Genomic DNA, 23,614 nt, shown 5'->3' on the forward strand with positions numbered 1-23,614 from the left:
ATCCATGTCGGGAGTGGTATAATGATCCGCATGGATATCTCCGTTCTCACCACCATCAGTGACATCGAACAGCTTCGCACTCTGGCACTTGCCATGGTGCAAAATGCAATGTCTGAGAATGCAGAAAAAGAAAAACTTCGTCAGCAAAATACCGGGCTTCAACAGCGTATCGAACTCCTGGAAGAAATGCTGAAACTGGCCCGCCAACAGCGCTTCGGGAAAAAAAGTGAGACCCTGGCCGGGATGCAACGCTCCCTGTTCGAAGAGGATATGGATGCCGATATCGCCGCCGTTGAAGCGCAACTGGATACATTGCTTCCCCCAGAAGAAACGCCCCCCGGCAAAAGTCCGGCACGTAAACCGCTTCCGGCACATCTTCCGCGAAAAGAGATCGTTATCGTTCCCGCATCAACGGAAAGCTGCCTTGACCCCGAATGCCCTGGAATGCTGCACCACATCCGCGATGAAGTGAGCGAAAAACTGGAGTACATCCCGGCCCGCATCGTGGTTAACCGGTATGTTCGCCCGCAGTACGGCTGCAACTGCTGCCAGTGTGTGGTCAGCGGTGACATGCCCGCGCACATTATCCCGAAAAGTGTGGCTGAACCGTCACTCATCGCGCAACTGGTGATAAGTAAACACTGTGACCATATGCCGCTGTATCGTCAGCAGTCGGTGCTGGCCCGGTCAGACATCAGTCTGCCCGTCAGCACGATGGCGGATATGGTCGGGCGTGCGGGCACCGTACTGACGCCACTGGCAGAGACGTTGCACCGGATGTTGCTGACACGGGATGTGGTACACGCCGATGAAACGCCCCTGCAACTCCTCGACACGAGAAAAGGGGGCAAATCCCGCGCCGGTTATCTCTGGTGCTACGTCAGTGGTGAACGAAGTGGCCCGCCAGTGGTGTGCTTCGACTGTCAACCCGGCAGAAGCAGCCAATATCCGGCGGGATACCTGAAAGACTGGGCCGGGAGCCTGGTGGTTGACGGGTACCCGGCGTATGAAACGCTGGCAAACCAGCACAACGGGATAATCCTGTCGGGGTGCTGGGCTCATGCCCGCAGAAACTTCGCGGACCTGTATAAAGCGGGTAAAGATCCGCGTGCAGCCACGGCGATAAGACAGATAGCCAGCCTGTACCGGCTGGAAAAGAAGATCCGGCACCGGCCAGTAGAAAAGGTCCGCCAGTGGCGACAGCGTTATGCGCGACCGGCACTGGAAAAACTTTGGCACTGGCTGGAACAGCAGAAAAATGCGTGCCCGGAGAACTCTGCGCTGGGCAAAGCGATCACGTACGCGCTGAAACGTCGGGTTGCCCTCAGTCGCTTCCTGGACGATGGCGGGTTGCCGCTGGACAACAATGTCTGCGAGCGGGCGATCAAACCGGTGGTCATGGGCAGAAAATCATGGTTGTTCGCAGGTTCGGTTGCAGCAGGCGAACGCGCGGCGAAAATCATGAGTCTGCTGGAAACGGCAAAGATGAATGGCCTGGAGCCGCATGCCTGGCTGACGGATGTTTTGCGGCGTCTGCCGGGCTGGCCAGAAGCGCGTCTGGAGGAGTTGTTGCCGCTGCCGGGGTTCACCTTCGCGGGGAGCGACGCCTGCCAGTAATCCCGTGACTTCCCGCACTAAGGACTTGCGGCGCTGACACCGTAAATATCGGGAGCCCGCGTCCCACATGGCTTCAACGGCAGCGACAACGGACTCAGCCCCTGTGCCAAAGCCCCCCAACACCACACTCAGCACTTCACCACCTGACGAACGGCCTCCTGTAAACCAGATGCAGGTCTCATAAACCTGTCAATACGGGTTCACCGGAAGCACACGGCACACTCGCGCCGAAGCCAGTTTGAATTGACCAGGACGCCGTATTCGTTGGCGGTCAGTATCCCTCAGTTAAGGGACTGAAAAAATGGATATAAAAATTACTCCAAATGCTTTAGAACAGCGCCAGCGGATGGCGGGGGGCGACAGCATCCCGGTGAACGTGGCCAGATTAAGACCGCTGGCACTGTTGCTATGGCTGTTGATGCCTCAGGTTTATGCGGAAACGGTCAATAGCGCGTTTGAGTTTGATGACAACATGCTGGTGGGCAGTGCCAAAGAACAAAAGAGTATTGCCCGTTTCAACCAGGCTAACACCATTGAGCCTGGCACTTATCAAGTCGATATCTTCATCAACGGTAATTTCCTTTCCCGCCAATCACTGCTCTTTGCTGCCGGAGAGAAAGGAGTGGTTTCTGCCTGTCTGACAAGGGACGGCATGATTGAGGCGGGTATTTTACCTACTGAGATCAAAGCGAAAGCCGGTGATACTTCACCATGTTTAAATCTGGAACAACAGGTTGAAGGGGCGTCCAGCCGCTTCGATTTCGCGCGTTTGCGCTTTGATCTGTTTGTGCCACAGGCATTGATACAGCGTGAAGCGCGCGGTTCGGTCTCGACCAAAGATTTATCTGTGGGTGAAACCGTGGCGTTTGCCAATTACGATACCAACTATTACCGGACGCAGGCTTCCGGTAATACCACCGAATCTACTTACCTGGGGCTAAACTCGGGTATCAATCTTGGCCTGTGGCAATTCCGCCAGCAATCGAGTTTTACGCGTTATACCAGCGACAATAGCCCAAGTAACAGCCAATGGAACTCAATTCGCAATTATGTGCAGCGCCCGCTGCCGTCGATCGGCAGTCAGTTGACGCTGGGCGATAGCTTTACCTCCGGCAGTCTGTTCAGCAGTATGGGGTTCCGTGGTATTCAACTGGAAACCGACGATCGTATGCTGCCGGAATCGCAACGGGGTTACGCGCCGACTATTCGTGGCGTGGCGGCAACGACAGCCAAAGTCAGCGTGCGCCAATCAGGCGTGCAGATCTACCAGACCACGGTGGCACCCGGTGCGTTTGTGATTGATGACCTGTATCCGACCAGCTATCAGGGCGATCTGGTGGTGGAGGTGCTGGAAGCCGACGGCCGCGTTTCTTCCTTTACCGTACCGTTCTCTGCCGTGTCCGATTCGATGCGGCCAGGGCACTCACGCGTGAGCTTTTCTGCCGGGCAGGTCCGCAACATCGGTAACAGCAATGCAGCATTTAGCGATCTCACCTATCAGACCGGGGTGACCAACGCTATTACGGCGAATACGGGAGTGCGTATTTCCGAGGGCTACCAGGCGTTGCTTGGTGGTGCCGTGCTTGCTAGCCAACTGGGCGCCTTGGGCGTCAATGCCACCTATTCACGGGCGGATATGTGGGGCAAAAACCTTAATGGGTGGCGTGTCGGGGCCACTTACAGCCGTACCTTTGCCCCAACGGCGACTACGCTGGCACTGGCCGGTTATCGCTATTCTACGAGGGCTATCGCGATCTGAGCGATGTGTTGGGTTTGCGTGAGGCCAGTGACAGCAATGAAGTGTGGTTATCCAACACCTATCAGCAGAGTAATCAGCTGGTGCTCACCGTCAGTCAGAGCCTGGGGGAATATGGTCAGGTTTATTTTTCCGGTTCAACCAGCACTTACCACGGTGGACGTGGGCGAGATACTCAATACCAGATGGCGTATTCGCATAGTTACAACAGCGTCAGCTATAACCTGTCACTGGGCCGCCAGCAGACCGGCCGCACGCCAACCGGGGTGGTAGCAGAAAACGAGGTGGATAATGGCCGCACGCAGAACGTCATCATGTTTTCGGTCTCTGTGCCGTGGGGGGCGGGTTCCCGTTCACCGCTGATCTCTGTGGGCGTCACGCATGAAACCGGCGGTAACACTAACTACCAGACGGCAATTGCTGGAACACTCGGTGAGAACCAAAGCCTGAGTTACAGCGTTAACGGAGCCTTTAACTCCGGCGGTGAGGGAGCCAGCCTAGGGGCGAATATGACTAAACAGCTGCCAGTGGTCACCGTGGGTGGCAGCTTTTCACAAGGCAGAACCTACACCCAGGGGGGAGCCAGTGCCCGTGGTGCTGCGGTGTTGCACAGCGGTGGTGTGACGTTTGGTCCTTATCTGGGCGATACCTTTGGGCTGATCGAAGCTGAAGGGGTAAAAGGCGCTGAAGTGATGAACGGAACTGGGTCGAAGGTGAATCGCTTTGGCTATGCTATTGTTCCTTCGTTAGTTCCTTACCGCTACAACGATGTCAGCCTGAACGCCAAGGGAATAGAAAACTCGAGTGCCGAACTGACCGAGAACCAGCAGCGCGTAGCACCTTACGCCGGTTCGGTGGTTAAAGTGCGCTTCAAAACGCTGGAAGGTTATGCCTTGCTGATCAAAGTTCGTGATGAACAAAATGATGGTTTGCCGTTGGGCAGCAACGTTTATGACAGTAATAACACCGTCATCGGGCTGGTGGGGCAGGGGAATCAGATTTATGCTCGCGCGAGCGGGATGCAGGGGCAACTGCTGGTGAAATGGGGCGATTCTGCCAGCGAGCAGTGTACCCTGAGCTATGATTTACGCGGCCAGGATATGAAACAGTCGTTGCATCGGCTGGAATTGCCGTGCACCAGGCCGTGACGCAACATTCGGCCGCCATGGGATTCAGTAGCGGCCGAATTGGGCTCCTTATTTACCGCAGAGCAGATCATATAGCGTTGAGATCGGTAACGCGGTTAAGACTATCGGCTAAAAACACCTCGATTTTACCCGCAATATTGCTGTCTATCGTTTTTAATCTGAGTAAAGGAATACCACTTTTGCGCAGAATATTATTTTTTACCTCATCACGCTCAGTTTGCTGCTCCGTATCATGATGGCCTCCATCGACTTCAATCACTCCCAGCGGCGTTTTTCCCACGTTGAAATAGAGAACAAAATCACAGCTGGCGCGATGTTTCATAAATGTCAGTTCGCGCGGTGTAAAGCTGCCGTTTTTTAATGAAACCAGCTGGATAAGGGCGACCTGCGAATAAAAGGTGATTGCTTGGTAGGCATCTTGGGACAAAATGTCACGCAGCAATCGGGCGGCAATCTGCTCTGACTTAAATCTGGAATCGTTCGGGTTTAATCTGGCATTGAGCCTCTGCAAGGATTGATCGTATTCCTTATAGAGCAGATCAAAAGCAGAAATTACCGGGCTCCGATGAATCTGCTCATCATCCGCATAATATTCGATATAGCGAATTAACGCCGCGATATGTTTATTATTTTTAGCAAAAGCATTGTCACCCGTCACCAGCGTAAACTTCTTTTTGGCGCGGGAAACCGCCACATTAACCAGATTGGGGTCATCGACAAAATCCACATTTTTTTGACTGCTCCATTTCTTATCTAATACGGTGGAGAAAACAATCTCGTCACACTCTCTTCCTTGAAATTTATGCACCGTGGCTTTGATAAAATTCTCAGGAAGATGTGCCTGTGAAAGGTTCACCTGAGCATTGTAAGGCGCAATAAATCCCCGATTCAGTTGCTCATCCCAAGCGAGTGGCCCCAAGGACTCCAACTCTCTGAGATTAGAGAACTTACGGGTGTGATTTCCCTTGGCCGTGATAATCAGCGATAGCGCCTCTTCCCCTTTATCCTGTGTCATAGGGATGAGCTGATTTTTGTAAAACTGCTTATTGCAGAACTGGATGATTTTAGGGTGGCAGCGGTAGTGCTCTTTCAGCAACGTCATCGGGATCCTATCCTTGAATACGCCGACAAACGAGTCCAATAAACTGTATTTAACGCAGTCGTAATATTCGCTGGGGGGCGTAATATCAAGCTCGCTGGGAACATGCGGAAGCTGTTTTCGGTCGCCGACGATCACCAGGTTTCTAGCACACCCCAGCCCCAGTATGCCGGGAACAATATCCTGCTGCGATGACTCATCAATGATCACATAATCAAGCAGTGCGCCTTTGGCAATCGAATTGATAATTGAGTGCGTACTGCTGCCAATAATCGGATAACGCTTTATAAACGTATCGAATTTATTAGGGTAATTGTTTTCATCAAATTTTTCCTGACGCGGAATATGCTGATAAAGATGGTTTTTCAGGTAGCTCATTGATGCACTGGTCAGGTTTTTCAATAGCGTATTGAATTGGTTATCCTGCAATTCTTGCTGATACGCCGCCAGCGATGCTCTTTTGTGCAGCAACGTTTTTTCATAATAGTGAAGTTGCAGAGAATAAATCAGAGACTTGCGTTTTTCCCAATCATCCATGGGTTTTACCCGCAGGATCTTAAAGTGCAGTAACAGTTCGATTCTATCCCTCAGTGCGATACGCTTGGTCGTCAGATAGCTTAAGTAAGCCATCAAATCGGTGATTTTCTGTGGCGATAACTTATATCTTTCGAGCGGTTGAGGCGTTGTGGCTATATTTTCGCGTTGCCACTGCAAGAGATATTTTTGCTCTATGGCTAGCTCATCGATCTCGGCTTGCAGTAGTGCTACCTGATTTTGGGCATAAAGATGCGTTTTCAACTTTTGTAATGTGGCATTGATATGCTGAATATCGGGCACGGATATGGGTTGCTCAGATGGCGCACCTGCGGCTTGGGCAAAAAATTGTTTTCGATTATCCGAACTCCCCAGTTTAGCAACCAGGTAATCCAGCCCCGCTTCGCCTAATTTTTCATAAACATTATCCACTGCCGCATTGTTGTTGGACAAAATGGCCACCGTTTTCTGCTGTAATAAGGCGTTGGCAATAATGTTTAATATTGTTTGGGTTTTCCCGGTGCCTGGCGGCCCCTCAATCAGGCTGATTTGCGAAGAGAAGGCTTGTTCTACCGCTTTCAGTTGGCTTGCATTAGTACCAAACGGATAAATAAAATGTGGTGCAGGTTTCCGTGAGTGGTTTTGTCCTAAACAGTAAGCCTGTAGCGCGGTATCCGGGTGGGGAATCACCTTTTTCAGTTGGCGCAGCACATTTATGGCGATGTTTTTATCGTTCCCTGCTGAATGTGCTATGCGAGCTTCTGCCACGGAGAAGAAATAGTTAAAGATTGCGCCATCTTTGATATCGGTTGCAGAGAGAAGCTCTATGCCATTGGTTTTCATGACATAGGGCTTAGGATTGCCGGGGTAATACACGACGGTGTATTTTTTGCCATAGGTTGTTGCCTGTTCGATGGTGCTCACCACAGCGTTTCCCTTTCTAACCAGAAGGTTTCCGTGCTCTTTCTCTGTGGGGATAACTTCACATTCTGTTATTGGCTGGGTATAGGTCTTGCGGGAATGAAAATGGCAAGTCAGCAGTAATTCATTCTGCTGATCGTCATACCTGAGTGTCCACTTAGCCATCTTCCCGGTTTTGTTCTCGCCGTTCATGTATACAGAAACCATAACTCTCTTATCCATAAGTTATTTTAACGCTTGGCTACTATACCCAATGGCTATGCTGCTTAAAAGTTATACGGTAATAAACCATCCAGGCTGCGTACCGGCACAGAATGAATGACGGATTGATTGGTAAAAATATTGTTATAGATGCGCGAATGGAATCTTGCGATTTGATCAAAAGGTATTTATTGTGTAGATAGATTGTTAATATATTAACAAACTATCTTTCTAAACTATATCATTAGGTTATAAGGGGTTGTATATGATGAGGAATGGCTATGCCGTCTGCCTTCGCTAGTCGACCACCACGCTGGCTGATCCCGCTGCTCGGATCGCTGGTGGCTTTTGGCCCGCTGTCGATCGATATGTATTTGCCCGCCTTACCCGCTATGGGGCAACAGTTACAGGCAACGCAAGGGCAGATGCAATATACGCTGGGGGCGTTTTTCGCCGGTTTTTGCGTCGGTATGTTGCTGTATGGGCCGCTTAGCGATTGGCTGGGGCGGCGGAAATTGCTGTTGAGTGGCATGTTGCTGTTTGTGATTGCCAGCGTGCTGTGTACGCAGGTGACGCAGGTGACGCAGGTTGAGCAACTGGTGGCTTTACGCGCTTTACAGGCCTTTGGCAGCGGGGCCGCCGTAGTCATGGCGCGTGCCATTGCCAGGGATGTTTACACCCACGACGAACTACCGCGCGTCCTATCGTTAATGACGCTCGTCACCATGATTGCGCCATTGCTGGCCCCGTTGCTGGGTGGCGCTTTGCTGACGTTTTTTGACTGGCAAGCCATCTTTATGTTGTTGGCGGTGGTTGGCTGTATCAGTGGCTTACTGGTGTTATGGGTATTGCCTGAAACATTAAAAGCCCGACCCGAGCATTCAGGCAACATCCTGAAGGCGTTTCACAGTTACTGCCTGCTAGTGAGGGATCGAGAGGCGATGGGCATTATCGCCACCCTGGCGTTTTCCTTTGCGGGTATGTTTGCTTTTATCAGTGGTTCCCCCTTTGTCTACATCAGCTATTTTCATATTCCCGCGCAATATTACGGGCTGCTGTTTGGCTGCAATATTATCGGCATGATCGCCGTGCTGTTGCTCAACGTGCGGATGCTGAAAGTTTACAGCCTGCCACGCTTATTGATGATCCAGAGCAGTGCTCAGGTTCTGTTTGGCCTGCTGTTACTGGTATTCCATCAACAGAGTTTGACGGTTCTGGTGATCCTGATTGTCCTGTTTATGTCGCTGGTGAATGCTATTGGCACCAACAGCCTGTCGTTATTGCTGCAACAGCGTGGTCAACAGGCGGGGAGCGCCAGCGCATTGGCGATTTCGCTACAGTTTGGCATGGGGGCGTTAGCGAGCCTGGCGGTTTCCTGGTTACAGGATGACACGCCGTTTGCCATGACGCTGGTGATGGCAGTCTGCGCCGCGCTTGGCTGGATAGGGCAACGATTGTCTGTGGCTCGCTTACGCCCGCAAGTGCATTCGGTCAGTGCTGAAAAAGAGGGTAAGTGACAGGGATTGGTGACGATCGCGCCATCATTCGCCGTGCTGGTTAGGACGAATGATGGCATAGCCCGGTGTTTTTAATTGGCGCTGGCAATGATCCCGCGCAACAGTTTTTTCAAGACTTCGACTTCATCGGCAGAGAAAGCGGCCAACATCTGTTCCTGCTGCTTGGCGGCGATATCTCTTAACACATTGGCCTGACGTTCACCGGCGGCGGTTAGGTGATAGCCGTTCTCAGTGCTCGATATCAGCCCTTTACGACGCAAGGTTTCCTGTGCCTCTTCGATCTCCCTGCTCGACATGGCCACTTCCGCCATCAGGCCCGTCATATCAAGGCAGGCATCGCTGTCCAGCACCAGCAGCATTCTGGCTTCGCTGATACGCAGTCCGGTAGAGAGTTGCTTGGGCTGGTAACTGGCCTGGTAGCTGCGCACTGCCTGCGTAAGTAAATAGTAGACATTTTGATTAAGACGCTCCTGCCTGGCGCTACCCACCGGGTTATCCGCAGCGCGTTCCGACACTTGCTGATAAGGCAGTACCATGGAATAAGCCCCCTGGTGATACACCAGCGGAGCACGGCCCAGATCGTCAAACGCTACCACCTTGCCGATGAGGATCCAGTGATCGCCGCCGTCAACTTGCTGGTATTTTTCACACTGAAAACGTGCGGCACAGTCGGCCAGCAAAGGCGCACCGCCTGCACCGATCTCAGCCTCTACGCCAGCAAATTTATCCTCGCTGGGGCGGGCAAACCGATTGGACAAATCCACCTGATCGGCGGCCAGGATGTTAATGGCAAAGTGGCTGGCTTGCTCAAAGACTGAATAGCTGCCGGAGCGTTTATCAATACTCCACAGCACCAGCGGCGGATCCAACGACACTGAGTTAAAACTGTTGGCTGTCATGCCTACGCGGGTGCCATCCGGGGTTGCAGCGGTCACGACCGTCACACCGGTGGCAAAGTTACCCAGCGCACGGCGAAATGCGCGGGGATCCAGGGCATTGTCTGTGTGATGTGTCATCAAATAGGTTCTCCGGCTTGTTACACCATGGTTGGATCGGGTTCTAACCCCATCAGTTCGCGGCCCAGGATCTGCGCACAGACATCGTAATCGGTATAAGCGTGTGCCCCGGTCATATGCGAGTCGCGGAACAGACGCTGAATTTCATTGTTTTCCATCCAACTGGTGGCTCCTGCTGCGCTGAACAAGCGATCCACTGCCGCAATACACATTTTCACCGCATAAGCCTGATTGGTACGCCAGTAAGTCAAGGTGTTGTGAGTAGGATATTGATGGCGTTTGCCGTGCTCGGCATGTTCTTCCCAGGTTTTCTCCAAGAAGGCACGGGCAGCGGCAACCTGATGGGTCGACTCTGCCAGGCGCATCAGCGCCGGGGTGGCCGTGCCTACGCTGGCTCCGGTGTAAGCGCGCACACGGTTTTGAGTTTTCTCTTTAAATGCCACCAGCATGCGCTCGGCGACGCCCAGGCTGATAGCGGCAAAACCGCAGGCAAAATAGGGGCGATAAGGCGTGTAGAAAATATTGCTGTCAGGATAGAGATCATAACCCGAAGAACGCCCCTGCATCATGTCTTGAGCGGCCTCAATGCGGTGATTGGGAATGAAGGCCTGGTTGATAATCAACGTTTTGGAGCCGCTGCCGCGCATGCCTACCGCATACCAGTCATCACGGATTTCGTAATCGCTACGTGGGATCACGCCAAAGCTATAGATGGGTTCACCGGCGGCATTCTTGCGGCGAAAGCCGACAATCGCCCATTCGGCATGATCGCAGCCGCTGCTCCAGCCCATTTCGCCACTCAGATAAACGCCGCCCTCGGCTTCCTCAATCCGGCCAAAAGGGGCAATGCTGCTGCTGGCGGTGGCGTCCGCGTTTTCTCCCCAAACCTCTTGCTGTAGCTTGGCGGAAAACATCGCCAACTGATGGCTGTGGGTACACAACAAGCTGAAAGCCCAGGCGGTGCCGCCGCAGGCACCAGCCAGTGCGGCGACACAATCGGTAAACTCCGGCAGGGATATTTCCAGCCCACCGTATTGTTTCGGCTGGAAAACACGGTGCATACCTATTCCTTTTAATAACCGGATATTTTCGTCAGGCACTTTTCGCTCTCTTTCTGCCTCTGCGGCATTGGCAGCGATCAGTGGCAGAATGGGCAGTAATTTTTCCAGCATTGGGTTAGGCGTTTTCATCATCGAACTCCCTCAGGAATGGCAGATATACGGCAACTGATCCTTCATCAACCGTCCTGTAAAGCTGCTCAGGAAACGGGATAAGGTGTTAAGCCCATATGGCGGTCATTCGACGAGTATGCGATAAAGATATTTTAATGGAATGTAACATTCAGGTAAAAAATTGTACTTTTCATGTTAAATATCGAAAGCGTGATCTGGCAACACCTGCGCTATTGACGTTGTCGAGTCTCGCTTTGCAAAAGACTCACATCATCAACTGGGGATGCTGTCGACAAAAATCCGCCAGATGCTCAATCAGCGCCCTGACTCTGGCTGGAACATACCGCTGCTGCGCCCATACTGCATAAATTTCCCGTTGGGCACCCTGCCATTCCGGTAATACCTGGACGAGTTCACCACGCTGTAGTGGGTTATGACACAAACTGGCAGGGCAAAACAGAATCCCTAATCCTGCCAGCGTTGCTTGCAGTGCCAGATAAACGCCGTTAACACAAAATTTCCCCTGTGGTTGCCAGCATACGGTTTCCCCACTCTGGCTGTGTCGGATCGCCCAGGTTGATAACGGCGCGCTGACCACTAAATCCCGCAGCCTCAGCGCTTCCATCGATTCAGGCATGCCGTTCTTCGCCAGATAATCAGGAGAGGCCACCAGCATCACTTCCTGGCTTTGCCCCAGTTTTCGCATATTGAGTAATGAATCAGGCTGAGCGCCCACGCGGATCGCCACATCTGCGCCGCTGCCGATCAGATCCTGCGTGTAATTGTTCAGTTCCAGCTCAAGCCGGATTTCCGGGTACTGCGTCAAAAACGACATCCAGGCCGGAGCCAGATTGTCGTTGGCTAAATCTGCCGGAGCCAGTACCCGGATCAGGCCGCTGACCTGATGCAGCGTCACATTCAGCTTCGCCGTTGCCTGTTGCAGAGAATGTACCAGCGGGCGGCACTGTTCGTAGTATTGCCAGCCTTCACGGGTTGGTGTCATCCGGCGGGCGCTACGGTGCAGCAGGCGGCAACCCAGGTGCTGCTCTAACTTCTGCAAGCGACGCGTCAGCGTAGGTGCCGGAATCGACGCTTTTTCCGCCGCTGCCCGCAGACTGCCTGTTTCTACAATGCTCACAAATAGCGCTAATTCATCCAGCATGATTTCATATTCGGAATTTAAGATTATATTTTTCAATCTAGTTTCATTAATCAGCCTTGTCTAGACTTTCTCTCTCGCCGTTATGAACGTATTTTCCCGCCGGAGTATGGGTACAACATTTACCGCAATAGGAAACATCATCATGCAAAGTTATCGTTTCGAACAGTTTGGCAATCTTGAACACTTAACGCTTCATCAGGAAGAGATGCCGGTACCTCAGGCGCGAGAAGTGCTGGTTCGGGTGCGCGCCACATCGCTTAACTATCGCGATCTGGCCATTATCAACGGTCAATACACGTTACCAGCCAGCCCTGGAAATATCCCGTTATCCGATGCCGCCGGTGAAGTGATACAGGTAGGCAAACGGGTTGAGCGCTTTAAGGTCGGCGATCGGGTAGTGAATACCTTTATGCCGCGCTGGTTTGGTGGAGATTTTCAGGCTTCAGCCCGCGATGAACTTTACGGTAGTGACCGCGACGGCTGGCTGACGGAATATAAAGTCGTCAGCGAGGAGTCACTGTTATTGTTACCCGACTATCTTAGCTTCGAACAGGGCGCAACCCTTCCCTGTGCCGCAGTCACCGCTTGGGCGGCACTGAACGGTGATCGACCGATTAAAGCCGGTGAAACGGTATTAACTTTAGGCTCTGGTGGCGTTTCACTGTTTGCAATCCAACTGGCAAAAGCAATGGGGGCCAGAGTTATTGCCACCACCTCTAGCGGAGCCAAAGCCGCACAGTTAAAGGCGCTGGGTGCTGATGAGGTTATCAGCTATGTCCAATACCCTGACTGGAGTCAGGAGGTTCTACGCTTAACCGCTGGAAAAAGGGTTAAGCGGGTGATCGAAGTCGGGGGGCCGGGCACGTTGAATCAGTCCATTCTCTCCATCGGTATGGGTGGCGAACTGGCGCTGATTGGATTTGTCGCTCAGGACGCGGTTGCCATAGACTTTTTCAGCCTGTTTAAAAGCGCCGCTCGCTTTCGGGTGATCAGCGTGGGCTCGCGTGAAGATTTTGAACAGATGAACCGGGCGCTGACGCAGCATAAAATCATACCCGTCATTGATAGCGTCTTTCCGTTTGCCGAAGCGAAACTGGCCTGGCAGCGTTTTAATTCACGCCAGCAGGTGGGAAAAGTTGTTATCAGTCATTAACATAGCGGGAGATCTTGATTGAAAATCGTTCTGATGAGACATGGAAAGCCTCAAATTGACAGGCAAAGCACATTGAATGCTGCAGAGTTCGGCGTTTGGGTTGAGAAATACAATATTGCGAGTATCAATAAGAAGTACGCACCACCACAGACAGCCGTTGAGCAGATCGAACAATGCGCATTTACCGTGTGCAGCAACCTTGTACGCTCGTTGGAGTCAGCGAAAATTCTGGGTGCCGAGCGTATAGATGTTTGTGACGCGATGTTCCGTGAGATGGAAATGCCCCATGCAGCATGGCGTTTCCCAAAACTCTCGATACCATTGTGGTCGGCATTTTTTCGGCTTGCCTGGGGATTGGGGTATTCAGCAAATGTAGAGTCATTTAAAACCGCTAAAGAGAGGGCGCACCGTTGTGCCGAGCATCTGGCCAGAATGGCTTCCTCTCATGGTGCCGTATTGTTTGTTGGGCATGGCACATTAAACTGGTTCATTGCCAGAGAACTCAAAAAAATGGGGTGGCGATGTTCAGGAAAACCACCCAGAAAGTATTGGGAACACACTATTTTTCACTTCCAATAGCATAATGCAAAAAGCCCGCTTAGTTGCCTAAGCGGGCTTTTCTAAATTTGGCTCCTCTGACTGGACTCGAACCAGTGACATACGGATTAACAGTCCGCCGTTCTACCGACTGAACTACAGAGGAATCGTGTGAACGGGGCGAATAATAACGGTGCCTATAGGCCTTGTAAAGTATGAAAGTGTGTAAATGTTTCGATTGCCGATGTAATGAACAAATCGTCTTGTTTTCTAGCAGGTTAGACTCATCTCAAATCCTGACTCTACTCCCATTGGCTGAGGCAATTTAGCAGCGCTTTGCCACCGTTATTTGTACGTAACGCGTAAAAATCGCTTTAGGGAAAGCCAGAAAAGCGTATTGGACAAATTAAGAATATTGATTAGGATAAATCTAGTTATTTTTTGTGATTATCTTAATTAGATAAAATAAGCCAAATATAATCAAATTGTTGGTAGGGCATTATTTTGCCATATCGTGGAAAATTATCAGATGTTTCTTGGCTAATCTATACCATTCGTATAGGTTAACGTGCCTGTTATGGAATTAATCACTATTAATTATAGCTATGGAGAAATAAATATCTATACATGATCCTTTATGAGCGCCGCTTCGGGGTAGAATGATACGGAGAATAGAGATAACTCACTGGCTTCAGGAAGGTTTTTTTATCTAACTGTAATAAAAGGTTTTATTTTGATTAATACCGGTTGGGGCAGTTTATTTTGCGGCAATGAGAAATGATTGAGAACCCACCCTCTGGATTTTAGATATCAATTTTTCTATCGAGAGAGTACCGTTTTTTATACGTCATTTCAGTAGGTAAGTGCTCCCGGATGGTTGCTGGATATCAAAAATATCAGTATTATTTCGCTCTTCTAACCGTTGTATGCTGTGGAACCGATGTTTGGGACTATTTATCCAATCATCGTTGAGTGTCGGCAAGGATTGGATGATTCATCCATTGAGTCAATAAACGGTAACAAACATAGCGGGAATTCGACTCAACTGAGCGAAAAACACTCTAAGTATCATTCCAGGGGATACTTTACTGAAGTGCTATCGCCACTCAATGTCTTGTCCATCAGCGTTGAAAAATTTACAGCATATTCATCAGGGTCATATCCGGTAGCGTCTGCTTCGACATACCGATAACGGAATTTTTTGAAAGGAATTTTTGATGATAAGCAGCCAAAAGAGCCTTTGTTTAGGTGTGTTACTATGTAGCGGCCTGTTGCTGGCGGGTTGCCAGAATAATCAGGCAAAAAGAACGGTATCACAGAATCAACCGCCAGTTACAAACGTACAGGCTCCTCCTCAACAGATTAGCGTGTCGCCACCGCCAGCCCCACCTGAAACCAAAACGAACAAAATTGGTTTGTGCCAGAGCGAATTGGCTTCACTGAGACAAGTCAGCCCTAGAGCCTACGCCGCCAAGAAAGCCCTGTTTGATCGCCTGGTGAGCAACGCCTCCGTTTATAGCGCCGTGCGTGGTGATGTGAACACGGATACCAAAGAAACCCTCGATGCCTTGTATAAATATAAAACCAACCAGCTTTGTGCCGATATTGAGCGTGACGTCCTACAAGGCTTGATCCAACGAGGAGAAAGCGTGAAATGAGAAAGCGCAGGATCTATTGCAGTGCCTTGCTGACCCTGGCGTTACCGCTGGGGGTGGTGCAGGCGGAAGAAGCGGGTGCTTCTGAGGCCAATACGCTAAATTCACTGGACACTATTACACGCCAGGTGGATGAAGCACCGGCACTGCTGTTTCTGACGCCTTCGCAGATAGAGAAAGCAGAACCTGCGAGAACGAGAAATGAAGATGCCAGCAAACCGAATGTGCTGGCAAAATCGCCGAGTGAAAGTAGTGGTGGGCGCATCCGCGAAATGAAGGCATTGCAGGCCACGATCAACCAATTAAAGGCAAAGATCAGTGGGCAGGAAGCGACTCTTGAGCATTTGCGCAATGCACAATCCCAGCAACAATCATCTGCCGCAGAACTCTCGCAGTTGAAGCAGGAGATAAAGCAAAGCCAACAGGAAAATGCTCAATTACAGCAGCAGCTTGCAGCACAAATCAAAGAGAGTGAGCAAAAAAACCAGCAGATAAAACAGCTGCAACAAAATCAGCAGACCATTGTCAAGTTGCAAGAACAATTGGCAGTACAAATCAAAGAGAACGATCGGCAAACTCAGCAGGTGAAACAACTGCAACAAAATCAGCAGTCGCTGGTTAAGCTGCAAGAGCAGTTGGCGGTACAGACCAAAGACAGCGAGCAGAAAACCCAGCAACTGAAACAGTTGCAGCAAGCATTGCAGGAAAAGCAACAGGCGAGTGCCAAGCTCCAGGAACAATTGGTGGCGCAAACCAAAGATAACGATCAGAAAATCCAGCAGGTGAAACAACTGCAACAAAATCAGCAGGCGCTAACCAAGCTACAGGAACAATTGGCGGCGCAATCTAAAGATAACGATCAAAAAGCGCAGCAGTTAAAACAGTTACAACAAGCGTTGCAAGAAAAACAGCAAACCAGCGCGAAGCTGCAAGAGCAGTTGACGGCGCAAACCAAAGATAACGATCAGAAAACCCAGCAGGTGAAGCAACTGCAACAAAGTCAGCAATCGTTGGCCAAGCTGCAAGAACAATTGGCGACACAGACCAAAGACAGCGAGCAAAAAGCGCTGCTGGTCAAGCAACTGCAACAGACACTACAGGAAAGCCAACAGGCCAATACCAAGCTGCAGGGAAACTTGGTCGCACAGGCCAAGGATAGCGAGCAAAAGAATCAGCAGGCGCTGACTAAGTTGCAAGATCAACTCGCTGCGCAGATCAAAGATAACGAGCAGAAGACGCAGCAGGTGAAACAATTGCAACAGGGCCAACAGGCGCTGGTCAAGTTGCAGGAGCAGTTCGCCGCGCGAACCAAAGACAGCGATCAGAAAGCGCAGCAACTGAAACAGTTGCAACAAACGTTGCAGGAAAGTCAGCAGGCGAGCGCCAAGCTGCAAGAACAGCTGGCCGCGCAGACCAAGGATAACGAGCAGAAAGCTCAACAGGTGCAACAACTGCGACAGGGCCAACAGTCATTGGCCAAGCTGCAAGAGCAACTGACGGCGCAAACCAAAGACAGCGAGCAGAAAGTGCAGCAACTGAAACAGTTGCAGCAAACGTTGCAGGAAAGTCAGCAGGCGAGCGCCAAACTGCAAGAACAGCTGGTCGCGCAGACCAAGGATAACGAGCAAAAAAACCAGCAGGTACAACAACTGCAACAGGGCCAACAGGCGCTGGCCAAGCTGCAAGAGCAACTGATGGCACAAACCAAGGACAGTGAGCAGAAAGTGCAGCAACTGAAACAGTTGCAGCAAACGCTACAGGAAAACCAACAGGCGAGGGCCAAACTGCAAGAACAACTGGTCGCGCAGACCAAGGATAACGAGCAAAAAAACCAGCAGGTACAACAGTTGCAACAAGGTCAACAGTCATTGGCCAAGCTGCAAGAGCAACTGATGGCACAAACCAAGGGCAGTGAGCAGAAAGCTCAGCAACTGAAACAGTTGCAGCAAACGTTGCAGGAAAATCAGCAGACGAGCGCCAAACTTCAGGAGCAACTGGCTGCGCAGACCAAGGATAATGAGCAGAAGACTCAGCAGGTGCAACAGCTGCAACAGGGTCAACAGGCGCTGGCCAAGTTGCAAGAGCAGGTTGCCATGCAGACCAAAGACAGCGAACAGAAAGCCCAGCAATTGAAACAGTTGCAGCAAACGCTACAGGAAAACCAACAGGCGAGCGCCAAACTTCAGGAGCAACTGGCCGCGCAGACCAAGGATAATGAGCAGAAGACTCAGCAGGTACAACAGTTGCAACAAGGTCAACAGTCATTGGCCAAGCTGCAAGATCAACTGACGGTGCAAACCAAAGACAGCGAACAGAAAGCATTGCAGGTGAAACAACTACAGCAAACTGTACAGGAAAATCAGCAGGCGAGCGCCAAGCTACAAGAACAACTGGCCGCGCAAGTCAAGGATAATGAGCAGAAGACTCAGCAGGTGCAACAACTGCAACAGGGCCAACAGGCGTTGGCTAAGTTACAAGAGCAGTTCGCTGCGCAAACCAAAGACAGTGATCAGAAAACTCAGTTGGTGAAACAATTGCAGCAAACGTTGCAGGAAAACCAGCAGTCGCTAGCTAAAGTACAGGAGCAGTTTGCCGCTCAGGTTAAAGACAGCGATCAGAAAGCGCAGCAGGTGAAACAGCAGCAACAAACGCTACAGGAAAACCAACAGGCGAGCGCCAAACTGCAAGAGCAACTGGCGGCACAAACCAAAGACAGCGAACAGAAAGCACAGCAGTTGGCACAGCTGCAACAAACCGTGCAGGAAAGCCAGCAGGCGAGTGCCAAGTTGCAAGAACAGTTGACGGCACAAACCAAAGACAGCGAACAGAAAGCACAGCAGTTGGCACAGTTGCAACAAACCGTGCAGGAAAGCCAGCAGGCGAGTGCCAAGTTGCAAGAGCAACTGACGGCACAGAGCAAAAATGGTGAGCAGAAAACGCCGCCTGCAAGCGTAGCTACCTTATCGGAGCCTAAAACCGATCAGGAAAAACGTGATTATGCTATCGGTACTTCATTGGGTAACGACATTGTGAGTTTGCTTGAGAGCAAAAAGTCGCAGGGTGTTGATGTTGATCGGCAATTGGCGTTGGCGGGCGTTGCCGATACGCTCAGTGGTCAGATTAAAATGAATAAAGAGCAAATCGCTAAAGCGCTGTATGAAAGTGAGTTGGAGTTAAATACCCAGCACAAGCAAGTGAAAACAAAGAATGAACAAGCAGGCAAAAAATATATCGATAAATTCAAGAAACAGGCTCGGGTTGTTCAATCACCGCAGGGTTTCTACTACCGTGTAGACTATAAAGGTGATGGAACCATCAGTGATACAGATACGGTTGCCGTTGTGGTTAAAGAAAGCCTGACCGATGGCAAGGTGATCAAAGATATGGATCTGGCAGGCACATCTATTTCACAACCGTTGAGTGCTTATCCGCCGCTGTTCCGTGAGGCAATCAATAAGCTGAAAAACCATGGCAGCATGACGTTAGTGGTTCCACCGGAACTGGCCTATGGCGATAAAGGGATGGCACCGGATATTCCACCGGGTGCAACCATGGTTTATAACGTACGGATCCTGGATGTCATGCCAGCTAATACTAGCAGCGCCGCTGCGGCTCACTGAGTCCAGTCATCGAAAGTAGAAAACGGAACCCCGTATGGAGACATGCGGGGTTTTTAGTTTTGGTGAGAGTGTTAAGCCGTGAAGGATAGATGGCAGCCTGCCGCAGTCAGGAGAGCATGGGTACGGTAAAAAGCAGTAAGGCTGCCGGACATTTAACGAAAAGGCGGTTCGTTGAAAGTGCGCAATTTGCGTGAATGCAAATGTTCACCTTCGGCACGTAGTAACTCGATCGCACAAATTCCGATTTGCAGATGTTCGGAAATTGCTCCTTCATAGAAGCGGTTTGCCTGGCCCGGCAGTTTGATCTCGCCATGCAACGGTTTGTCAGAAACGCACAGCAAGGTGCCGTAAGGAACCCGGAAACGGTAACCCTGAGCGGCAATGGTGGCACTCTCCATATCCACTGCCACGGCTCGGCTCAGGTTAAAGCGCAATGCAGAGGCGGAATATCGCAGTTCCCAGTTGCGATCGTCTGTGGTGACCACCGTGCCGGTGCGTAAACGTTGCTTAACCGCTTCACCTGGCATACCGCTGACTGTCTTGGTGGCGTCGTAAAGTGCGCGCTGTACTTCCGCGATGCTTGGGATAGGGATATCTGGTGGCAGTACCGAGTCGAGGACGTGGTCGTCACGCAGATAAGCATGAGCCAGAACATAGTCACCGATCGATTGGCTTTCGCGCAGACCACCACAGTGACCAATCATCAGCCAGGCATGAGGGCGCAATACGGCCAGATGATCGCAGATGGTTTTGGCGTTAGATGGGCCGACGCCGATATTTACCAGCGTGATCCCTTGCCCATCACGAGCAATCAGATGATAAGCGGGCATTTGGTGGTTCTTCCAGGCGAGATCTGACACTGTCTGCTCTGGGTTAGGAGTTTGTGCGGTGACATAGTGGCCACCCGCGCAGGAAAGCGCCACATAAGGGCTGGCTGGATTGGCAATCTGGCGGCATGCCCAACGTACAAACTCATCCACATAGCGCGTATAATTGGTAAACAGCACGAAAGGCTGGAAATGTTCTACCGACGTGCCGGTATAATGCCGCAGGCGTGCCAAAGAGAAATCTGTACGTAGTGCATCAAAATGTGAAAGCGGCAAATGGGTGGCAAAAGAAAACAGGCCATCCGCATTCTCATCGCCGATCTGGGCCAATTCAGTCGTAGGGAAATGTTTGGTTATCCCCGCACTCATCGAACGATCCAGCGTGAGATCAGAACCATCAATCACATAAGGGAAGGGGATTTCCTGTTTAGAGGCAACCACTTCAATGACTGCGGCATATTCGCTTTCTAACAATGCCAACTGTTCCGAAAGATAATGGCGAAATAGCTGTGGTCGAGTGATGGTCGTTGTGTAGTTACCGGGCCGGGTAAATCGGCCGTAGGCGCGTGCTCTGGGGCTATTAGGTGGCTCGCCATCCCAGCGGACGCGCAATTCCGGGTAAGAAAACAGCCCTTCTGCGCGGGCTTTCTCGTCTGGTAGAGTGCCATGAATGATGAAATCCTTGATGGCTCCTCGTAGCGCGCAAACCGATGCATCGTACATCGCCTCGAGTTTATCGAGGGCTTGTGAGGCCGTTAGAGCTGTATTTGGGTTGTTATTCATAGCTTTTCCTTGGTTCTTGCGATACGTCAGCATAGCGTAATGCAGGTGTCGAATGTATGCCACTACAGTAGGTGAGATGATTCGCTGTTCAAAAATTCGGCAAATAAGCTTTTTTCATGGCGAAAAGCAAAATTAGGCAGGAAAGTTAAAACCGTGCTGCAATTATAACCAGGCGGGGATGAATATTTTTGGAATATTAATGGATGCCATAAACAATTAGCGCTCATAATTTATAATAGGGTTCTTATGGTGAAACTTGAATTATTCATGTTGTGAATTTTAATCATGAAAATAATTCATATGGTGAATTATTTTTGGCTATTTTTCGTTATTCGTACGCATAATTTCTTGATGTAGATCACTTTCAGGAAAAATAGATGAGAATGTGCTTTTAAATGATTCAATAGCGAAATGCGGAAACCTGATTAATCAGATCCTTATACAGTGCGCATTTCTGGTGTTATGGTTGGATTTTTCTTAAATAATAAGACATATTATTTAGCAAATAAAACTCACTAGTCTTATATCTGATGGGAAAATTGATATTGACATAATAATCTCCTTAAGATTATCTTATGTTTTGCAGTGGCTTAAATTCGTCACGCTTTTTTGTGCTATTTCGTAAATATACTTGATGTATTTATGTGTATTCATTCTTGAAATGAATGAGTATCCTGCGTTCATGTCGTTAATGCATAGCAACATCTGTTTGACGCTTTTGTCTGGCAAGGATTGCCGTTGTGCTCAACACCCCAACAGGCAGTCCTTACTTAAATCGTTCAGTGAATAAGGACTGTTATGGCCTCCTCCAGCTACCAAAATGAGATACCACGCGCGCGCGTAAACATTAAACTCGACCTCCACACCGGTGGCGCACAGAAAAAAGTTGAGCTGCCTCTCAAACTCATGGTGATGGGTGATTACAGCAACGGGCAGGAACATCGTGCGTTGTCTGAGCGCGAAAAAATCTCCGTCAACAAAAATAACTTCGACAGCGTGCTGGCGGAATTCAACCCTTCAGTCAGGTTGATCGTAGAAAACACCTTGGCAGGGGATAAGAGCGAAGAAAATATCGCCCTGACGTTCAAAGAAATGAAAGATTTCGAGCCAGAGCAGGTGGCGCGCAACATTCCGCAACTGCGTGCTCTCCTTTCCATGCGCAATCTGCTGCGCGATCTCAAATCCAACCTCCTGGATAACGTGACCTTCCGTAAAGAGCTGGAAGCCATTCTTAAAGACGAATCGTTAAGCGCTGACCTGCGCGCTGAACTGGCCGCGCTTGCCCCGAAAGAAGCGTAAACCCTGAGCTGGATTAACACGAGAGTATGCTGATGTCTGTAAATACTGAAAACACCAAGGAAAGCCAGACCACCGTGCTGGAACGTCCACAGGAAGGCAGCGTTTATGCTTCCTTGTTTGAAAAAATCAACCTGACGCCAGTCTCCGCACTGGGCGATCTGGATGCCTATCAAGATAATACTGCACTGTCCGAAACCACTGCTGACGAGCGTGTCACCGCAGCGGTTCAGGTATTCCTCGAGCGCCTGAAGCAGTCTGGTCAGAAAGTGGAGCGTCTGGATAAGACCTTGCTGGATCACCACATTGCCGAACTGGATCAGATGATCAGCCGCCAACTGGACGTGGTGATGCACCACCCGGAATTCCAGAAAGTGGAATCTGCCTGGCGTGGCCTGAAGCAACTGGTTGACGGTACTGATTTCCGCCAGAACGTGAAAATTGAAGTGCTGGATATTTCTAAGGAAGATCTGCGCCAGGATTTCGAAGATTCTCCAGAAATCATTCAGAGCGGAATGTATCGCCATGCCTACATTCAGGAATATGACACCCCAGGTGGTGAGCCGATCGGTGCGGTGATTTCCAACTATGAGTTCGACGCAGGCCCACAGGACATTGCCCTGCTGCGTAACATCTCCAAAGTGTCTGCTTCTGCGCATATGCCGTTTATTGGCGCGGTCGGCCCGGCGTTCTTTGGTAAATCCAGCATGGAAGAAGTCGCCGCCATCAAAGACATCGGTAACTACTTCGATCGTGCCGAGTACATCAAGTGGAAATCCTTCCGTGATACCGACGATGCCCGCTATATCGGCCTGACCATGCCACGCGTGCTGGGTCGTCTGCCGTATGGCCCGGATACGGTGCCGGTACGTAGCTTCAACTATGTCGAAGAAGTGAAAGGCCCGGATCATGAAAAATATCTGTGGACCAACGCTTCGTTCGCTTTTGCCGCCAACATGGTGAAAAGCTTTATCAAGAACGGCTGGTGTGTACAGATCCGTGGGCCACAGGCTGGCGGCGCAGTAACCGATCTGCCAATCCACCTATATGACCTGGGCACGGGCAATCAGGTGAAAATCCCATCGGAAGTGATGATCCCGGAAACTCGCGAGTTTGAATTCGCCAACCTGGGCTTTATTCCGTTGTCGTACTACAAAAACCGTGACTACGCCTGCTTCTTCTCGGCCAACTCCACGCAGAAACCTGCGCTGTATGACACCGCTGATGCCACGGCCAACAGCCGTATCAACTCACGTCTGCCATACATCTTCCTGCTGTCGCGCATTGCCCATTATCTGAAGCTGATTCAGCGTGAAAACATCGGTACGACAAAAGACCGTCGCCTGCTGGAGTTGGAACTGAACAACTGGGTGCGTGGGCTGGTGACCGAAATGACCGATCCAGGCGACGATCTGCAGGCTTCTCATCCGCTGCGCGATGCCAAAGTTGAAGTGGAAGACATTGAAGATAACCCAGGCTTCTTCCGCGTGAAGCTGTATGCAGTGCCGCACTTCCAGGTCGAAGGGATGGACGTCAATCTGTCGCTGGTTTCCCAAATGCCAAAAGCGAAAGCCTAAGTCGGCATACGGGAGCAGCAGGT

General features: G+C 50.6%; 14 protein-coding genes, 1 tRNA gene and 1 pseudogene. 10 read left to right on the forward strand and 6 right to left on the reverse strand.

What is annotated here, in order from left to right:
- The first annotated feature begins 30 nt into the window (after positions 1-30).
- The 3 genes and pseudogenes from tnpC (at position 31) to ACX9GT_RS09375 (ending at position 4,521) form a co-directional block, all read left to right on the forward strand.
- Complete coding sequence (gene tnpC, locus ACX9GT_RS09365) at positions 31-1,617, forward strand: IS66 family transposase (RefSeq protein WP_473191545.1); 1,587 nt, start codon at positions 31-33, stop codon at positions 1,615-1,617.
- A gap of 472 nt (positions 1,618-2,089) precedes the next feature.
- Positions 2,090-4,185: pseudogene (locus ACX9GT_RS09370) on the forward strand (fimbria/pilus outer membrane usher protein); the annotation flags it as partial.
- Positions 4,186-4,236: 51 nt separating this feature from the next.
- A complete protein-coding gene (locus tag ACX9GT_RS09375; RefSeq protein ID WP_473191546.1) occupies positions 4,237-4,521 on the forward strand; it encodes a FimD/PapC C-terminal domain-containing protein in 285 nt (94 codons plus the stop codon).
- Positions 4,522-4,588: 67 nt separating this feature from the next.
- On the opposite strand, the gene ACX9GT_RS09380 is transcribed toward ACX9GT_RS09375, so the two are convergent.
- The gene (locus ACX9GT_RS09380; RefSeq protein WP_473190820.1) at positions 4,589-7,282 is read right to left on the reverse strand and encodes an AAA domain-containing protein; all 2,694 of its coding nucleotides are present in this window, start codon (positions 7,280-7,282) and stop codon (positions 4,589-4,591) included.
- A 275-nt stretch (positions 7,283-7,557) separates the two neighbouring features.
- Here ACX9GT_RS09380 and ACX9GT_RS09385 point away from each other — a divergent pair, with 275 nt between their 5' ends.
- Positions 7,558-8,793 (forward strand): Bcr/CflA family multidrug efflux MFS transporter, encoded by a 1,236-nt coding sequence (locus tag ACX9GT_RS09385; protein WP_473190821.1) that lies wholly within the window; start codon positions 7,558-7,560, stop codon positions 8,791-8,793.
- 71 nt (positions 8,794-8,864) lie between these two features.
- Here ACX9GT_RS09385 and ACX9GT_RS09390 read toward each other — a convergent pair whose 3' ends face one another.
- From ACX9GT_RS09390 to ACX9GT_RS09400, 3 genes are all read right to left on the reverse strand, one after another.
- Positions 8,865-9,809, reverse strand: coding sequence for a p-hydroxyphenylacetate 3-hydroxylase reductase component (locus tag ACX9GT_RS09390; RefSeq protein ID WP_473190822.1), 945 nt, complete (start codon positions 9,807-9,809; stop codon positions 8,865-8,867).
- 20 nt (positions 9,810-9,829) lie between these two features.
- Positions 9,830-11,002, reverse strand: a complete 1,173-nt coding sequence (locus tag ACX9GT_RS09395; RefSeq protein WP_473190823.1) for a p-hydroxyphenylacetate 3-hydroxylase oxygenase component — start codon at positions 11,000-11,002, stop codon at positions 9,830-9,832.
- A gap of 244 nt (positions 11,003-11,246) precedes the next feature.
- Positions 11,247-12,143 (reverse strand): LysR family transcriptional regulator, encoded by an 897-nt coding sequence (locus tag ACX9GT_RS09400; protein ID WP_473190824.1) that lies wholly within the window; start codon positions 12,141-12,143, stop codon positions 11,247-11,249.
- A 142-nt stretch (positions 12,144-12,285) separates the two neighbouring features.
- Between ACX9GT_RS09400 and ACX9GT_RS09405 the strand changes: the two genes are divergently transcribed.
- The gene (locus ACX9GT_RS09405; protein WP_473190825.1) at positions 12,286-13,296 is read left to right on the forward strand and encodes a zinc-dependent alcohol dehydrogenase family protein; all 1,011 of its coding nucleotides are present in this window, start codon (positions 12,286-12,288) and stop codon (positions 13,294-13,296) included.
- A gap of 18 nt (positions 13,297-13,314) precedes the next feature.
- Complete coding sequence (locus tag ACX9GT_RS09410) at positions 13,315-13,875, forward strand: histidine phosphatase family protein (RefSeq protein WP_473190826.1); 561 nt, start codon at positions 13,315-13,317, stop codon at positions 13,873-13,875.
- Positions 13,876-13,923: 48 nt separating this feature from the next.
- Here ACX9GT_RS09410 and ACX9GT_RS09415 read toward each other — a convergent pair.
- A tRNA-Asn gene (locus ACX9GT_RS09415) sits at positions 13,924-13,999 on the reverse strand.
- 1,051 nt (positions 14,000-15,050) lie between these two features.
- On the opposite strand from ACX9GT_RS09415, the gene ACX9GT_RS09420 reads away from it, so the two are divergent.
- Together ACX9GT_RS09420 and ACX9GT_RS09425 are read left to right on the forward strand one after the other, a co-directional pair.
- Complete coding sequence (locus tag ACX9GT_RS09420; RefSeq protein ID WP_473190827.1) at positions 15,051-15,491, forward strand: hypothetical protein; 441 nt, start codon at positions 15,051-15,053, stop codon at positions 15,489-15,491.
- Complete coding sequence (locus ACX9GT_RS09425; protein ID WP_473190828.1) at positions 15,488-19,108, forward strand: FKBP-type peptidyl-prolyl cis-trans isomerase N-terminal domain-containing protein; 3,621 nt, start codon at positions 15,488-15,490, stop codon at positions 19,106-19,108. Before ACX9GT_RS09420 ends, ACX9GT_RS09425 begins: the two co-directional genes overlap by 4 nt.
- A gap of 152 nt (positions 19,109-19,260) precedes the next feature.
- On the opposite strand, the gene ACX9GT_RS09430 is transcribed toward ACX9GT_RS09425, so the two are convergent.
- A complete protein-coding gene (locus ACX9GT_RS09430) occupies positions 19,261-20,718 on the reverse strand; it encodes an AMP nucleosidase (RefSeq protein WP_473190829.1) in 1,458 nt (485 codons plus the stop codon).
- A 798-nt stretch (positions 20,719-21,516) separates the two neighbouring features.
- Here ACX9GT_RS09430 and tssB point away from each other — a divergent pair.
- Positions 21,517-22,017 carry a type VI secretion system contractile sheath small subunit gene (tssB, locus tag ACX9GT_RS09435; protein WP_459399050.1) on the forward strand — a complete coding sequence of 167 codons (501 nt, stop codon included), beginning with the start codon at positions 21,517-21,519 and terminating at the stop codon, positions 22,015-22,017.
- Positions 22,018-22,043: 26 nt separating this feature from the next.
- Positions 22,044-23,591, forward strand: coding sequence for a type VI secretion system contractile sheath large subunit (gene tssC, locus ACX9GT_RS09440; protein ID WP_459399049.1), 1,548 nt, complete (start codon positions 22,044-22,046; stop codon positions 23,589-23,591).
- Positions 23,592-23,614: the final 23 nt, after the last annotated feature.

The sequence above is a fragment of the Serratia sp. YWN4 genome (assembly GCF_055790845.1).

Bases quoted from the DNA above. Each gene is read 5' to 3' on its own strand.
- tnpC (WP_473191545.1), top strand. From the start codon at position 31: ATGGATATCTCCGTTCTCACCACCATCAGTGACATCGAACAGCTTCGC.
- ACX9GT_RS09390 (WP_473190822.1), bottom strand. From the start codon at position 9,809: ATGACACATCACACAGACAATGCCCTGGATCCCCGCGCATTTCGCCGT.
- tssB (WP_459399050.1), top strand. From the start codon at position 21,517: ATGGCCTCCTCCAGCTACCAAAATGAGATACCACGCGCGCGCGTAAAC.
- ACX9GT_RS09395 (WP_473190823.1), bottom strand. From the start codon at position 11,002: ATGATGAAAACGCCTAACCCAATGCTGGAAAAATTACTGCCCATTCTG.
- ACX9GT_RS09405 (WP_473190825.1), top strand. From the start codon at position 12,286: ATGCAAAGTTATCGTTTCGAACAGTTTGGCAATCTTGAACACTTAACG.
- ACX9GT_RS09425 (WP_473190828.1), top strand. From the start codon at position 15,488: ATGAGAAAGCGCAGGATCTATTGCAGTGCCTTGCTGACCCTGGCGTTA.
- ACX9GT_RS09420 (WP_473190827.1), top strand. From the start codon at position 15,051: ATGATAAGCAGCCAAAAGAGCCTTTGTTTAGGTGTGTTACTATGTAGC.
- ACX9GT_RS09430 (WP_473190829.1), bottom strand. From the start codon at position 20,718: ATGAATAACAACCCAAATACAGCTCTAACGGCCTCACAAGCCCTCGAT.
- ACX9GT_RS09380 (WP_473190820.1), bottom strand. From the start codon at position 7,282: ATGGTTTCTGTATACATGAACGGCGAGAACAAAACCGGGAAGATGGCT.
- tssC (WP_459399049.1), top strand. From the start codon at position 22,044: ATGCTGATGTCTGTAAATACTGAAAACACCAAGGAAAGCCAGACCACC.
- ACX9GT_RS09385 (WP_473190821.1), top strand. From the start codon at position 7,558: ATGCCGTCTGCCTTCGCTAGTCGACCACCACGCTGGCTGATCCCGCTG.
- ACX9GT_RS09400 (WP_473190824.1), bottom strand. From the start codon at position 12,143: ATGCTGGATGAATTAGCGCTATTTGTGAGCATTGTAGAAACAGGCAGT.